This window comes from Exiguobacterium sp. RIT452 (assembly GCF_003598705.1).
In the GTDB taxonomy this organism is placed as follows: Bacteria; Bacillota; Bacilli; order Exiguobacteriales; family Exiguobacteriaceae; genus Exiguobacterium_A; species Exiguobacterium_A undae.
This window is the reverse complement of sequence record NZ_QXJB01000004.1, coordinates 1-13,429: the sequence shown is the minus strand read 5'-3', so window position 1 is coordinate 13,429 and position 13,429 is coordinate 1. Positions and strand designations below refer to the sequence as shown.

15 protein-coding genes are annotated in these 13,429 nt (G+C 39.7%); 5 read left to right on the top strand and 10 right to left on the bottom strand.

Translation table 11 applies throughout. The features are described 5' to 3' along the window. Positions 1-149 precede the first annotated feature (149 nt). Both D3D03_RS10470 and tnpA read right to left on the bottom strand, forming a co-directional pair. Positions 150-1,226 carry an RNA-guided endonuclease InsQ/TnpB family protein gene (locus tag D3D03_RS10470; RefSeq protein ID WP_119923524.1) on the bottom strand — a complete coding sequence of 359 codons (1,077 nt, stop codon included), beginning with the start codon at positions 1,224-1,226 and terminating at the stop codon, positions 150-152. 4 nt (positions 1,227-1,230) lie between these two features. Further along, entirely contained in the window at positions 1,231-1,632 is a 402-nt protein-coding gene (gene tnpA / locus D3D03_RS10465) for an IS200/IS605 family transposase (RefSeq protein ID WP_119923523.1), read from the bottom strand. Positions 1,633-2,257: 625 nt separating this feature from the next. Here tnpA and D3D03_RS10460 point away from each other — a divergent pair. The 5 genes from D3D03_RS10460 to D3D03_RS10440 are packed head-to-tail and all read left to right on the top strand — an operon-like array spanning position 2,258 to position 5,271. Continuing rightward, positions 2,258-2,476: a hypothetical protein gene (locus tag D3D03_RS10460; protein WP_119923522.1), complete on the top strand. Its 219-nt coding sequence runs from the start codon at positions 2,258-2,260 to the stop codon at positions 2,474-2,476. A gap of 55 nt (positions 2,477-2,531) precedes the next feature. Continuing rightward, the gene (locus D3D03_RS10455; protein ID WP_119923521.1) at positions 2,532-3,260 is read left to right on the top strand and encodes an ATP-binding cassette domain-containing protein; all 729 of its coding nucleotides are present in this window, start codon (positions 2,532-2,534) and stop codon (positions 3,258-3,260) included. Beyond that, entirely contained in the window at positions 3,205-4,581 is a 1,377-nt protein-coding gene (locus D3D03_RS10450; protein WP_119923520.1) for a hypothetical protein, read from the top strand. The genes D3D03_RS10455 and D3D03_RS10450 overlap by 56 nt, the downstream gene beginning before the upstream one ends. Beyond that, entirely contained in the window at positions 4,578-4,853 is a 276-nt protein-coding gene (locus D3D03_RS10445; protein WP_119923519.1) for a hypothetical protein, read from the top strand. Before D3D03_RS10450 ends, D3D03_RS10445 begins: the two co-directional genes overlap by 4 nt. Next, entirely contained in the window at positions 4,843-5,271 is a 429-nt protein-coding gene (locus tag D3D03_RS10440; RefSeq protein WP_119923518.1) for a metalloprotease family protein, read from the top strand. The genes D3D03_RS10445 and D3D03_RS10440 overlap by 11 nt, the downstream gene beginning before the upstream one ends. A 1,273-nt stretch (positions 5,272-6,544) precedes the next feature. Here D3D03_RS10440 and wecB read toward each other — a convergent pair. The 8 genes from wecB to D3D03_RS16915 form a co-directional block, all read right to left on the bottom strand. Beyond that, positions 6,545-7,684: a non-hydrolyzing UDP-N-acetylglucosamine 2-epimerase gene (gene wecB / locus D3D03_RS10430; protein WP_119923648.1), complete on the bottom strand. Its 1,140-nt coding sequence runs from the start codon at positions 7,682-7,684 to the stop codon at positions 6,545-6,547. Positions 7,685-7,705: 21 nt separating this feature from the next. Further along, positions 7,706-8,872 (bottom strand): nucleotide sugar dehydrogenase, encoded by a 1,167-nt coding sequence (locus D3D03_RS10425; RefSeq protein ID WP_119923517.1) that lies wholly within the window; start codon positions 8,870-8,872, stop codon positions 7,706-7,708. A 17-nt stretch (positions 8,873-8,889) separates the two neighbouring features. After that, positions 8,890-9,915 (bottom strand): NAD-dependent epimerase, encoded by a 1,026-nt coding sequence (locus tag D3D03_RS10420; protein WP_119923516.1) that lies wholly within the window; start codon positions 9,913-9,915, stop codon positions 8,890-8,892. 5 nt (positions 9,916-9,920) lie between these two features. Then, positions 9,921-10,784 carry a dTDP-4-dehydrorhamnose reductase gene (rfbD, locus tag D3D03_RS10415; protein ID WP_119923515.1) on the bottom strand — a complete coding sequence of 288 codons (864 nt, stop codon included), beginning with the start codon at positions 10,782-10,784 and terminating at the stop codon, positions 9,921-9,923. Continuing rightward, positions 10,781-11,767, bottom strand: coding sequence for a dTDP-glucose 4,6-dehydratase (rfbB, locus tag D3D03_RS10410; protein WP_119923514.1), 987 nt, complete (start codon positions 11,765-11,767; stop codon positions 10,781-10,783). Before rfbB ends, rfbD begins: the two co-directional genes overlap by 4 nt. A 2-nt stretch (positions 11,768-11,769) precedes the next feature. Next, positions 11,770-12,327 carry a dTDP-4-dehydrorhamnose 3,5-epimerase gene (rfbC, locus tag D3D03_RS10405; RefSeq protein WP_119923513.1) on the bottom strand — a complete coding sequence of 186 codons (558 nt, stop codon included), beginning with the start codon at positions 12,325-12,327 and terminating at the stop codon, positions 11,770-11,772. Next, positions 12,324-13,229: a glucose-1-phosphate thymidylyltransferase RfbA gene (rfbA, locus tag D3D03_RS10400; protein WP_119923512.1), complete on the bottom strand. Its 906-nt coding sequence runs from the start codon at positions 13,227-13,229 to the stop codon at positions 12,324-12,326. The genes rfbC and rfbA overlap by 4 nt, the downstream gene beginning before the upstream one ends. A gap of 17 nt (positions 13,230-13,246) precedes the next feature. Continuing rightward, a partial coding sequence (locus D3D03_RS16915) for a hypothetical protein (protein WP_233550687.1) occupies positions 13,247-13,429 on the bottom strand: 183 nt, incomplete at its 5' end.

The window sequence follows — 13,429 nt, the reverse complement described above, 5'->3', positions numbered from 1 at the left end:
TTGACACTCCCACGGCTAAAGCCGCAAGCTCACCCTTCAGGATGAGTGGGATTCTGAAGTGCTTGTGCGAGCGCAGTCCATTTATGTTTTGCTCAAGCCTTCAGATGAGGGTGTGCCATCACCCCTCCTGAGACAGACCCTAAAGGTTCTCAGGCTGATTGACTCTTACCATCAACCACAGGTGCATATCTAATATTCATCGCACCGACTAAATCTCTGTGTTTTTTGAATCCACATGGACAAAAATAGGTTCGATCTTTCGCTTTGTTTCTTTCACCGCAAGAAGGACATGTCTGAGACGTGTACGCAGGATTGACATACTCAACCTTGATTCCTTCCAAATTTGCTTTGTATTCGATGAATGTTGTTAGGCGATAGAACGACCATGTATGCAGATTCTTATTGTTTTTACGGCTTGTTCTTGCCGTCTGTCGGATGTTCGCCAGTCTTTCTAGGCGAATGACAGAAACGTTATTCTCTTTCGCAAATGAAACGATCGCACGACTTACCTTGTGATCTTTGTCTCTCATCCACCGTTGCTCTTGATGATTTAGTTTCTTGATTGCGTTCAGCTTCTTCTTTTGACCGAGCTCTTTCCGTCGCGCACGAAACTTGCGTTTCATGTATTTGTTCTCGCGTCCGTTCCCGAAGAACCTCGCCTTGTCGCCCTCATTCGTTGCGACTGCCGGGACTTTCAAACCCAGATCCACACCGAGAACCTTGGAGCCGGTCTTCTCGGTCGTGAGAAGCGTGACAGCGATCTGGGCAATCCATTTGTTCGACTTCTTCGTGATGCGTAGCGTTCCCACTTTATTGTTCAGGAGTGAGAAATTGCGATTGTGTTTATCGACCATTTCTGCTTTGATTGCTGTCTTCTGTGCCTTCCCGTCCATCAGAATCGGGAGAGAAATCGACTCGAAATCGAACGAATAGTTCTGGTTGTTCCATGTGCAGTAGGGTTTCTTGAGAATAGGGATGATTTTGAATTTGGATTTCTTGACTTTCTTGAAGAGGCTTTGGGCGTCTTTGATGACTTGGTTCTTGACGGCGCTAGGCAAATGAGACTGGACATTCTTGCTCGTCAGCTTAAGCATCGTTTCTGCCTCTACCATATCTGAGACCAGTTGGTTGGCCGTGTGGATATACATTCCCATCATACGCTTCAAAATAGATTGTTGTACTTTGGTAGGACGAAGTTTGATGTTCACCGTTAATGTCTGATTCAAGGTGTCACCCCCTTGTTTTTTGTTGCTCGACATAACGCTTGATTGTTTCGCTCGACACATTTCCCGCGGTCGAAACGAAGTAGGAACGCGTCCAAAGACTTGGCAAGTGTTGAAGATGAGGAAATTCCGCTCTTAATTTTTTAGATGTCACTCCTTTGATTTTCGCCATGATATCAGCAGGACTGAGTGTTGGTGGGGCATTGAGGAACAGACGTGTATGATCTTGATCGCATTCTAAGGCGATTGTATGGATTTCTAAGCTTTCACATATCTCATGCACCAATTCTTTGAAACGTCCTTCTACATCGTTTCGAAGGAATATTTTCCTTCTATATCGAGGGCAAAAAACGAAATGATAATGGATCAGAGAAACGGTGGTCTGGGTTCTTCGATAGTTGTTTTTCATATTGACAATGTATCATTTCAAACAACTTACTGCAACGCAAAAAATATTTTCGGATACATGAAGTGCCAGAACCGTCGGCTTCTTTGTGGGCACTCCGTATCCGACCGAGCTTTCATCCCACCCCTAAAGGAGTGGGATGAAAGCTCAAAAATGCTGTAATCAGTAGCTTCACTTCCAAACTACTTCTCAAAAGATTGATGTAAAAAAACTATTTCAGTGGATCAGCATACAGCAAACTATCGAGTCTTTAAGAATCGATTAAAAGACATGTGGATTCAAACCAATAAAGATCTTAGTTTATGTCATTCCTTACACGATTCTTCAATTGTGAAATTAACCCTTGTAATATATCTAAATTCGTTATGAAATTAATCTTTAATTTTTTTAGGACGTTCTAATCAAGTATTTATAAAACAAGTTAATAAAGTACTAGTATTCAAGAAATCCTGGGTAGAAAAGTCTTGATTATCTCTTTAATAAGATGCGCCAAAAGGTCTTGTTCCTAATATTGGAATTTTTGTTACAATCAAGTGGAAGAAAGTTTTAACTTTATCTTCAAAAAACTAATGCCATGTTTCATGAAGATGAATGACTTTCTATCTCAAAAGAGAAAGGAGGAATTCGGATGTCTGCAATGTTCGTGTCGTATCAGTTATCATTGGAAGAAAAGTTCTTTAACATGATCGAAAACAAATGGTTCTGGATGGTTTTTGCTCTAGTCCTTTTAGTTGGAATTTTTGCATATGCCTTTTATTGCACAAGCCGCGGCTACAGCTTTAACGGAAACGTGAAGCTCAATTGGCCAAAGGTTTGGCAAATGGGTATTGGCTGTAAAGCCTCGTAACGTACTTAATAAGCGGGGGCTCTTTGGGCTCCCGTTTTTCTCAGGAGGCGAGAAAATGATTGAAATCAAACAGTTAACGAAGTCGTTTAAAAAGAATCGTATTATTGATCAATTATCAACAACGTTTTCTAAAACCGGCGTCTCTGTGATCGTCGGGACAAATGGTAGTGGGAAAACGACATTACTAAATATGATGACAAACTTACTCGAAGCAGATCGTGGTGACATTTTGATTGATACGTTATCTCCGGGTAGCAAAGCATATAAGTCAAAGTTCTTCTATCTACCTTCAGATTTTTATTTGCCTGGATACATGACAGGTAAAGAATATGTACAGTTCGTTTTAAGTCGATACGAGACAAGTGAGTATGAGAAAGCACCCATCTTAATCGAACTACTCGATTTAGCGGATGGACAACATAAAACCATCGAGTCGTATTCCTTTGGAATGAAAAAGAAAATTCAAATTGTTGCAGCACTTGCTGCCAATACTGAGTATATAATTGCGGATGAAATTTTCGGCGGACTGGATTTCGATACTTCCCTTTTGGTACAAGAGCTGTTCGCAGCAGTTGGTGTAACTAAGAAAATCATCATCGTATCGCATGAACGTAACACGATTGATCGCTTTCCCGATGATGTCAGACTGATGCGTCATGGTTCCCTGGTACACTTCGAGGGGTCTCCCGAAGAATTGACACAAGTCATAAAACAAGAGGAGGTCTTGCGTGAGAAGCTCGCCATCGTTCAAAAACATTTTATGTCTTCTGAAGTTCTTCTATAACGACACGTTTCATGGTTTGTTCAACCGTCCCTTTTTTCGCAGCCGGTTGAATCGTTATGGGTTATTTTTACTGCTGACGGCAGCTTATCTCGGATACTTTTATTTGAATATGGTTCAACTTTCGACGTTGACGACTAACGCAAAAGAAGCTGATCCGGTGACGCTCTTGTTAGCAGGAAAAATGACGTTGAGCAGTTACTTCAATGTCGTTTTCATTTTAGGAACGTTCATGTTCATTCTGTTGAACGCAACAGTCTCGTTGAATCGAAACTCTTTATTTTTCGCCAAGACACTTCCTTTTTCTGAACGGGAAGTCAATGTCAGCCAACGCTTGTTTAAACTGAGTGTCGCACTTGTCTTTTTTGAGTTATTGATGATTATCGTGGCACCTGCACTGAAGTTGATTCCGATGCAATGGGGAACTGCGCTTCTTGTGCTCTTGACGCTACATACTGTATTTATCGCAAGCTTTTGGATTCTTGATTTTTTGTACGCAGCCTTATTACAAAACATCTCCGGACTGAAGCGTATCCTATTAGGATTCGTGCTCGATTTATGTCTGATCGGCTTGGTGACCTTTCACTTAATCAAAACACGTTTTCAAATCGATGTCTGGGTCAGCACGCTGCCGTACTCTATTCTTACGCTAACACTACTCGTACTAGCAGGAAGTCTCTTGATTGGCGGAGGTGCGTATCTCCTGCAAACCCTATTCTTCTCCCGCAATCACCTTTACGTGCGTCAGAGTTACTTTAAATTGGGCTTACCTGCTTTTAATATCGGACTGGCAACAACGATGCCGGCCATTATTCGAAGTAAGAACTTCCTTTACTTCTGGGCATTATTAGCTGTCATGTCAGCCGGGGCGCTCTATCAAGTGGGTCTGGGGGGGACGATGCAACTGTGGTTATTCCTTTTACCGATTTTAGGAATCGTAACGATCACTTATGCAGATGCGACTTTAGCGGTACGCAAACTGTATCGATTATACCGCATCCATCCGTTAATGGAGCTTGGTTCTCTACTCGGAGTGTCGATCATTCTAATGGCTCCTGCCTTATACGTCGGGATTGTGGAGACAAGTAGTTTAAACCCCTATCTATACGGGATCAATATCTTTTTTGCGGCAACAATCGCAGGGTTTTTGTTTCCGAAATCACAAAGTAATATCAATGAGACGATTGCTTCCGTCTTGACGATTATCTTAATTATTCTTTTATCCGTACTTGTCAGCATAGACGGCGCACTATACCCTGCATTATTGTTCTTGCTCGGTGTATTGTATCTCATACTAAAGAAAGAATACGAGGTGGCAAAATGAAGATCACAAAATTGATTGGTGTAGGAACTGTAATCTGGGCGGTCATCTTTTTGATTGATTATATTTATGAGCTTTTCCAAATCAATGAAACCAGTGTTGTGACAACGATGACTGGTCTGAAAATTTCTACTGTGATGACGAAAGAAGAACTGAATACGCATTTCTCACTGACATTACAGGCGCTCCTCATGTATCTCGCCTTTATCGTACTGTTCACTTTATTTGGATTATTCATGCAGACACGACGGACTTCTGCTCGACATGACAGCTGAGACACTGCTGCTCCTGATCAGTTATGTACTGTTAATTGGTGTAGTCGTGACTATTCATGAAAGTATCCATTGGTGTTTTGCGCTTCTCTTCCGACGTCAGCCACGCGTGACATTCGATCGTTTTCTGACTCCGACGGTCCGATATCATAATACTCATGTAGACTGGCAAAATCTGATTATTTCAGGTTCAGCACCATTACTTCTTTTCTCTTTTGGTATATGGGTCGAAGGGGACGGCGGCGCTTGGGTAGTGGTGAAAATACTTTGTTTAGCAAATATATTTAACTTTTTCCCGGTCACGACAGACGGACAGATGATATTTTTATCACTCGTTAAAATGATTCAAAAACAGCGACGATGTAAAACAACAAAGAAGCTGACTCAAAAGTCGGCTTCTCTTCAAAATCAAAAAAAATAAAACCCCGTCTTTTTGAACTATTCAAAAAGATATCGCTCAATTCAATGTACCAAAAAAGCTGGACTGAATTATTTATTAAGAGATTTTCAAGACCTGGATCCAATATTTTGTTGGACTCAGGCTTTTTAAATCGTTTTTTCAGGCGCTAATCGCTACCCTGACACAATATCTCGATGTCCAGACCAACGACAGTTACTTGTTTCAAAACGACACCAGGCGTTTACTGGAGCCGAATCAAACGCAGAAACAACTTCGATTCGCCAGTCAATAGATCCTTAATTGCATGCTCCGCTCATATGACTTACGAGTGACGTTCGCGACAAAAATTTATCAGGAACATCACGCTGATTTACTGATAATATTACATTTGCTTGGGCATAGTAACGCAAGACGGCGTAACAGTACACCTTGCCGTCGTCAGAAGTCGCTGGTCCTCGATTAACCGACTCAAGCCAACAACGCATCGATAATTTGATGGAGCTTAGTTTCCTTACTGAGAATATAACCTTCCACTGTTCCTGAGTTACAATGACCAAGCCCCATGGATCTCCAACAGTTTAATTTCCCCGCCTGATCCAAGTACGTCGCAAAGGAGACACTTAGGCCTGAGGATGTAGTGCTCGCCCTCGAACAGCAACTGACTGCCTTCTCAACTTATCAAAACTAGCTGCTTATTAATTACTTGATCACGAATGGAACGAAGCACGAGTCCTGTCTCTCGTACCACTAAAAACGTTTGTAGTTTATCGACAAGCCTACACTAAGACAAATCGTTCGCAGAAGTCTTCTTTTCCCGTTTCGCACTAGTAACGCCAAGGTTTTAAATTGGATATTTTCATTTTCTATCGACAATAAACGGGCCTCCATGAAGCGGAGGCCCGTTTGGCTGATCAATTCAAGCAATAGACAATATATCGGTGATCGATTTGGCGAACCGTTTGAACTACCTCATCAAGTGGATAATTCTTGCGTCGTTGAATATAATGGTGAACGATTGTAAGAACGAGTTCATTTCCTAATGCCGTCTCGTCTCATCGCTGATATAGGCTTGTAGTATTGAATCAGATAATCAAAATACGCTTGAGGAGACTTAACCGACCATTCGCCACAAAATTTCTTTATCTGCCGTAGATTACTAAGATAAGCTTTGATTGTCTGTCTGCTGAAAATAAAATGCGTAAGAAAATAACGGGCTAATTATTCGTAATGAACCATAAAAAGACTCTCCTTTTAGAAATCATTAAAAATTTCCCATTTCGTACTTTTCTAAAAATCAGACACTAATTTCATCAATAGATAAAGCTAGTTCTCTTTTTAATATTTCTACAATTTTTTGAGCTGAAGTTCCATCTCCGTAAGGGTTATTTGCCAAGGACATTTTTTGGTGCTCCAAAGAATTAGATAACAACAAATCAGTCGCATCAAAAATATTTTCTTCACTAGTACCTACCAACTTTAAAGTACCAGCTTCAACTCCTTCCGGTCTTTCCGTAGTATCTCTTAATACAAGAACCGGAACTCCTAAAGACGGAGCTTCTTCTTGCACACCACCAGAATCAGTTAAGATCAGATATGATTTTGAAGCGAAGTTATGAAAATCAAATACCTCTAAAGGATTAATCAAATGAACTCTATTCAATCCAGACAATTCACTTTGGGCTAGCTCTTGTACAATAGGGTTCATATGTACAGGATAAACAAACTCTATATCTTCGTACTTTTCGTGTAATCTTTTTACTGCTCTAAAAATATTTTTCATAGGCTCACCTAAATTCTCTCTCCGGTGTGCAGTAAGAAGAATCAACCGATTTTTACGTCCAACTATAGAACTCAATAAAGGATTATTATAGTCTTCAGAAACTGTTGATTTCAGAGCATCGATAGCAGTATTTCCGGTAACATAGACTTTTGTTGCATCTTTACCTTCTTGAATTAAATAGTTTGCAGAAGTTTCTGTAGGAGCAAAGTGGAAGTCAGTTATTCCACCTGTTAATTGGCGATTCATCTCTTCTGGATACGGCGAATATTTATCATATGTTCTAAGACCAGCTTCTACATGTCCTACTTTAACCTGATTGTAAAAGGCTGCTAGAGAAGAAGCAAACGTTGTAGTAGTATCTCCATGAACTAATACAATATCCGGTTTTACAGAAGAGATAACTTCATTCATTTTTTCTAAAACTAATGCCGTAATACTTACAAGCGTTTGATTTTTAGTCATTATATCTAAATCAAAGTTAGGGACAATTTCAAAGTGATCCAATACTTGATCTAGCATTTGCCGATGTTGTGCTGTGACAACCACAATTGATTCGATTTCTTTATGTTTATCTAATTCAAGAACTAAGGGAGCCATCTTTATTGCTTCCGGACGTGTTCCGAATACAGTCATTATTTTTAGTTTCAAACTTATCCCCAACTGTCTTAAGAAATTTTAATCTCTACTGTATAAATCACGCGTATACACTTTATCTTCAACATCGCTCAACTCAGGATGCATCCGATTCGAAAGAATCACATCCGACTCTTGTTTGAACGCTTCAAGATCACGGATGACACGAGAATTGTAGAATGTATCTTCCTTCAAGACAGGCTCAAAGACTGTCACTTCGATTCCTTTTGCCTTGATCCGTTTCATGATACCTTGAATCGACGAAGCACGGAAGTTGTCTGAATCTGTTTTCATCGTCAAACGATACACCCCAACGACTTTCGGGTTTTGTTTGATAATGGTATCCGCAATGTAGTCTTTCCGTGTCCGGTTCGCTTCAACTATCGCACCGATGATATTGTTTGGTACTTCATCATAGTTCGCCAACAGCTGCTTCGTATCTTTCGGAAGACAATAGCCACCATATCCAAACGATGGATTGTTGTAGTGGTTTCCGATCCGGCTATCGAGCCCAACACCTTCAATGATTTGTTTTGTATCAAGATTACGGACTTCTGCATACGTATCGAGTTCGTTAAAGAACGCGACACGCATCGCAAGATACGTATTGGAGAACAATTTGATGGCTTCAGCTTCTGTTGAGTCGGTCAAAAGAATCGGTACATCCTTTTTAATCGCTCCTTGAAGTAAAAGATCGGCAAATTGTTGTGCCCGTTCTGACTGTTCACCGACGACGATACGTGATGGATAGAGATTGTCATGCAGTGCCTGCCCTTCACGTAAGAACTCTGGTGAGAAGATAATGTTTGGTGTATCGAATTTCTCTTTTAGCTCTTGTGTGTAGCCAACCGGTACTGTCGACTTGATGACCATCGTCGCATCCGGATTGATGGCAAGGACTGTTGCGATGACGCTCTCGACGGTCCGAGTGTTGAAGTAGTTTCGTGTTGGATCGTAATCCGTCGGAGTCGCAATAATGACGAACTCAGCATCTTTGTATGCTTCAAAATTATCGGTTGTCGCATGCAGATTCAATTCTTTGTTTTGTAAAAAGTTTTCGATTTCAGCATCCACGATTGGTGATTTCCGATCATTAACAAGCTCGACACGTTCTTTAATGATATCAATCGATGTGACTTCATTATGCTGTGCGAGTAAGACCGCCATCGAAAGGCCAACGTATCCTGTTCCTGCTACTGTGATTTTCATTTTAAGTCTCTCCTTTCTTATAATTTGACGTTGTAGTACTCTTTGTACCAGTCAACGAATTTTCCAAGGCCGTCTTCAATACTTGTGCTTGGTTTAAAGTCAATATCACGCTCGAGTTCGGAGACATCTGCGTAGGTGCGAAGAACATCACCTGGCTGCATCTCCATGTACTGTTTATTCGCTTCTTTACCGATTTTTTCTTCCAACACATTAATGAATTTCATTAATGGGACAGGACTATTATTGCCAATGTTATAAACACGGTAAGGGGCAAAACTTGCACCCAGTTCGTCGATACTTTCATCCCAATTCGGATTCTTTTCTGGTGCAAGTGGAATGAGTTTGACGATTCCTTCTACAATGTCATCGATGTAGGTGAAGTCACGCTCCATTTTTCCATGATTAAACACTTTAATCGGATTCCCCTCAAGGATATCTTTCGTAAAGGAGAAGTAGGCCATATCTGGACGTCCCCATGGACCATATACCGTAAAGAATCGAAGTCCTGTCGTTGGGATATTGTAGAGATGACTGTATGTATGTGCCATCAATTCATTCGATTTTTTAGTCGCAGCATAAAGACTGACTGGATGATCAACATTATGATTGGTCGAGAACGGAGCGACCTTATTCCCTCCGTATACAGAACTAGAAGAAGCATACAGTAAATGATCGACTGGATAATTCCGACAAGCCTCTAAGATATTAAGGAATCCTGTTAGATTGGAATCTAAATAGGCATAAGGATTCTCAATCGAGTACCGGACTCCTGCTTGAGCTGCTAAATTAATGACAACTGCCGGTCGATGTTCTTCAAAAATTTTATTAATATGCTCTCGATCCGTTAAATCACATTCAACAAACGTAAAATTTCTATTATCGTTGAGCTGAGCTAGACGGTCTTTTTTTAAATTTAAGTCGTAGTAAGTATTCATATTATCCAAACCTATTACACTATAACCATGATTCGTTAACTGATTTGATAAATGCACACCAATAAAACCAGCGGCACCTGTAACTAAAATTTTCGCAGTGACATTCACTATTTTCACACCTTATTTTCTAGAGTTTTTTCTTTAAATCTTGTTAAAGAATTTTTCCATGTTGGCACTGTATAATTCAACTTGCTTATAGAGAGTAGGCTGAGGATTGAATTTTGTGGACGTTCTGCTTTTTGTGGAAAAGCATCTGAATTACATGGATTCACTGTTGTAGTGGTGTCTACTAGAATTTCTGTTGCAAATTCATACCACGAACAGGATTCGTCATTAGAAAAGTGATAGACTCCACCTGAAATTTTTGAATCTCCAACAAGATATAACATAAATCGTACCAAGTCTTCTGAAAACGTCGGCCGGCCAAATTGATCCGCAACTACATTAAGTTCAGAGCGTGTCTGAGCTAATTTCATCATTGTGTAAACAAAATTATTACCATGAACACCGAATACCCATGAAGTTCTTACAATATATCCGTCGTTTTCTAAAATACGTTGTACAGCTTGTTCTCCAGCCAACTTAGCTTTGCCGTACTCGTTCAATGGGTTAACTTGATCTGTCACTTCATACTCTGTTGATTTCGTGCCATCGAATACATAGTCTGTACTGACGTAAATCATTTTTGCTCCAACTTGCTTGGCTGCTTTCGCTACATTTTCTGTACCTGTCGCATTAACAAGCCAATTCATTTCCTTCCCTTCACCTTCGGCTGCTTCAACATTGGTGTAAGCAGCTGCATGTAGAATCCAGTCCGGTTTAATTCGTTGAATTGTTTCTTCAACAACTGGATAATCCGTAATATCTAAACCCTGCTTCGTAAAAGCAACGACTTCATACAATGAGGAGTCTACTAAACGAACTAAATCTGTACCTAATTGTCCGTTGGCACCTGTAATCAAGATAGTTTTTTTCATTTCACGAGTTCTGCTTTTTCTTTAAGTGGACGCCACCAAGCTTCGTTTGCTAAGTACCAGTCAATTGTTTCAACAATACCTGTATCAAACGTATATTTTGGTTTCCATCCTAGTTCTGTCTCTAACTTGATTGGATCAATTGCATAACGGCGATCGTGCCCTAAACGATCTTCAACATATGTTACCAAGTCTTTCGAAACATCTAAGCGGTCAACAATTAAATCAACGATTTGATTGTTCGTTCTTTCGTTATGTCCGCCTACATTGTAAACTTCACCAGATTTACCTTTGTGGAAAACTAAATCAATTGCCGCACAATGATCGGTTACATGAAGCCAGTCACGAATATTTTCACCATCTCCATAAATCGGGAGATTCTTTTGATCCATTGCATTCGTAATCATTAAAGGAATTAATTTTTCCGGGAAATGATACGGTCCATAGTTATTTGAACAGCGCGTAATATTCACATCCATACCGTATGTTTCAAAATATGAACGGACTAACATATCTGCGCCGGCTTTAGAAGCTGAATATGGGCTGTTTGGTGCAAGCGGTGTATCTTCCGTGAAGTATCCTTCAGCTCCAAGCGAACCGTATACTTCATCTGTTGAGACTTGAACATACTTCTTCAACTTGTGCTTACGAGCAGCGTCTAACAATGCCAGTGTTCCTTGAATATTTGTTTCGACGAAGACTTCTGGATTCAAGATACTGCGATCCACGTGCGACTCAGCAGCAAAGTTAATGATGCCGCCTACTTTATAATCTGTAATCAGTTGATCCAACAAATCACGATCTGTGATGTTTCCTTCTACAAAAACATGTTTAGGATTATCGATTAAATCAGCCAAACTCTCTTTGTTTCCTGCATAGGTTAGTAAATCAAGGTTGATGATTGTATATTCAGGATATGTATTAAGCATATGACGGACAAAGTTACTTCCAATAAAACCAGCACCACCAGTAACGATTAAATTCATAATCATTCACTCCATTTAAAATTATTTTCTGTATCTTTCAACATTGGATGTTTTGTATCTTTTTCTGATAGAATCGGGTTTGTCACTGGCCACTTAATATCTAATTCAGGGTCATTCCACTGAATGCCACGATCATGTTCAGCCGAATACAATTCATCTACTTTATAAAGAACATTGACATCCTCAGTCAATGTACAAAAGCCATGCGCAAAGCCTTTTGGAACAAGCAACTGACGTTTATTATATTCGCTTAAAATGAATCCTTCCCATTCTCCATAGGTCGGTGAACCAACCCGCATATCAACCACTACGTCATAGATTGCCCCTGATCCCACTCGAACGAGTTTTGTTTGTACTTTTGGTTCCAACTGATAATGCATACCGCGTAGCACACCAGCTTCTTTAGAAAGTGAATGATTATCTTGAATGAACTCATGTGTAATGCCTAAGTCATGAAAAACTTGGCGATTGTAGCTTTCCATGAAAAAACCACGATGATCTCCAAAAACATTAGGTTCTAGCAAAAGAACGCCTTCTAATTTACTTTTTATTACTTTCATAAAGTAAGACCTGCTTTCTTTTCAGAAGTATCTTTCACTGTTTTCGCAACATGAAGTAGGTACTGACCATAAGCGTTTTTTTGTAATGATTGTGCCAATTCAATCAACTGTCCTTTAGAAATGTACCCCATCCGATATGAGATTTCTTCAAGACAAGCGATTTTTAGTTTCTGACGTCTTTCAATCGTTTCGATAAACGTCGATGCTTCAAGCAACGATTCATGTGTTCCTGTATCGAGCCATGCAAATCCACGACCGAGTAACTCGACACGCAAGGAATTGTCTTCAAGGTAGCATTTGTTTAGATCTGTAATTTCGAGTTCTCCTCTTGAAGAAGGTTTTAACGATTTAGCAAAATCAACGACTCGATTATCATAAAAATAAAGTCCAGTAATAGCGTAGTTACTCTTAGCGACTTCAGGTTTTTCTTCGATTGAAATCACGTTTTGTTCATCGTCAAATTCAACAACGCCAAAACGTTCTGGATCGTGAACATGATAACCAAAAACAGTTGATCCTTCTTTTAAAGAAGCTGCTTTTTGAAGTAAATCTGTGAACCCGTGACCGTAATAGATGTTATCGCCAAGCACAAGAGCAACAGAATCCTCTCCGATAAACTCTTCTCCTATTAAAAATGCTTGAGCAAGACCATCAGGAGATTCTTGAACTTGGTATGACAATGAAAGTCCAAGTTCTTTTCCATTACCAAGCAGTTGTTCAAAGCGTGGTGTGTCCTCTGGAGTGGAAATGATTAATATTTCTTTAATTCCAGCTAACATTAAAGTCGACATCGGATAATAAATCATCGGTTTATCATAAACCGGTAGTAATTGTTTGGAAATCGATTTAGTAAGTGGATACAACCTTGTCCCACTTCCACCAGCTAAAATTATACCTTTCATAAAAACATCCCCTTAGTTCAAGCGTGTTTATTTTTAATAAATATTGATAAAATTAAATTGAGAAATAAAATGAGAAACATGACTAAAAAAGAATGGCTAAAGCTTAGTTGATTATTAATTAAAATAAAAATTATTATAAGAAGTGTGTCTTTAAATAAAGAACGTGAAATTTTAACCGAGATTTCTTTAGCAATCACAAC

Coding starts and splice junctions, on each gene's coding strand:
- tnpA (WP_119923523.1), bottom strand. CDS start 1,632: ATGAAAAACAACTATCGAAGAACCCAGACCACCGTTTCTCTGATCCAT.
- D3D03_RS10460 (WP_119923522.1), top strand. CDS start 2,258: ATGTCTGCAATGTTCGTGTCGTATCAGTTATCATTGGAAGAAAAGTTC.
- D3D03_RS10455 (WP_119923521.1), top strand. CDS start 2,532: ATGATTGAAATCAAACAGTTAACGAAGTCGTTTAAAAAGAATCGTATT.
- D3D03_RS10445 (WP_119923519.1), top strand. CDS start 4,578: ATGAAGATCACAAAATTGATTGGTGTAGGAACTGTAATCTGGGCGGTC.
- D3D03_RS10440 (WP_119923518.1), top strand. CDS start 4,843: ATGACAGCTGAGACACTGCTGCTCCTGATCAGTTATGTACTGTTAATT.
- D3D03_RS10425 (WP_119923517.1), bottom strand. CDS start 8,872: ATGAAAATCACAGTAGCAGGAACAGGATACGTTGGCCTTTCGATGGCG.
- rfbD (WP_119923515.1), bottom strand. CDS start 10,784: ATGAAAAAAACTATCTTGATTACAGGTGCCAACGGACAATTAGGTACA.
- rfbB (WP_119923514.1), bottom strand. CDS start 11,767: ATGAATTTAATCGTTACTGGTGGTGCTGGTTTTATTGGAAGTAACTTT.
- rfbC (WP_119923513.1), bottom strand. CDS start 12,327: ATGAAAGTAATAAAAAGTAAATTAGAAGGCGTTCTTTTGCTAGAACCT.
- rfbA (WP_119923512.1), bottom strand. CDS start 13,229: ATGAAAGGTATAATTTTAGCTGGTGGAAGTGGGACAAGGTTGTATCCA.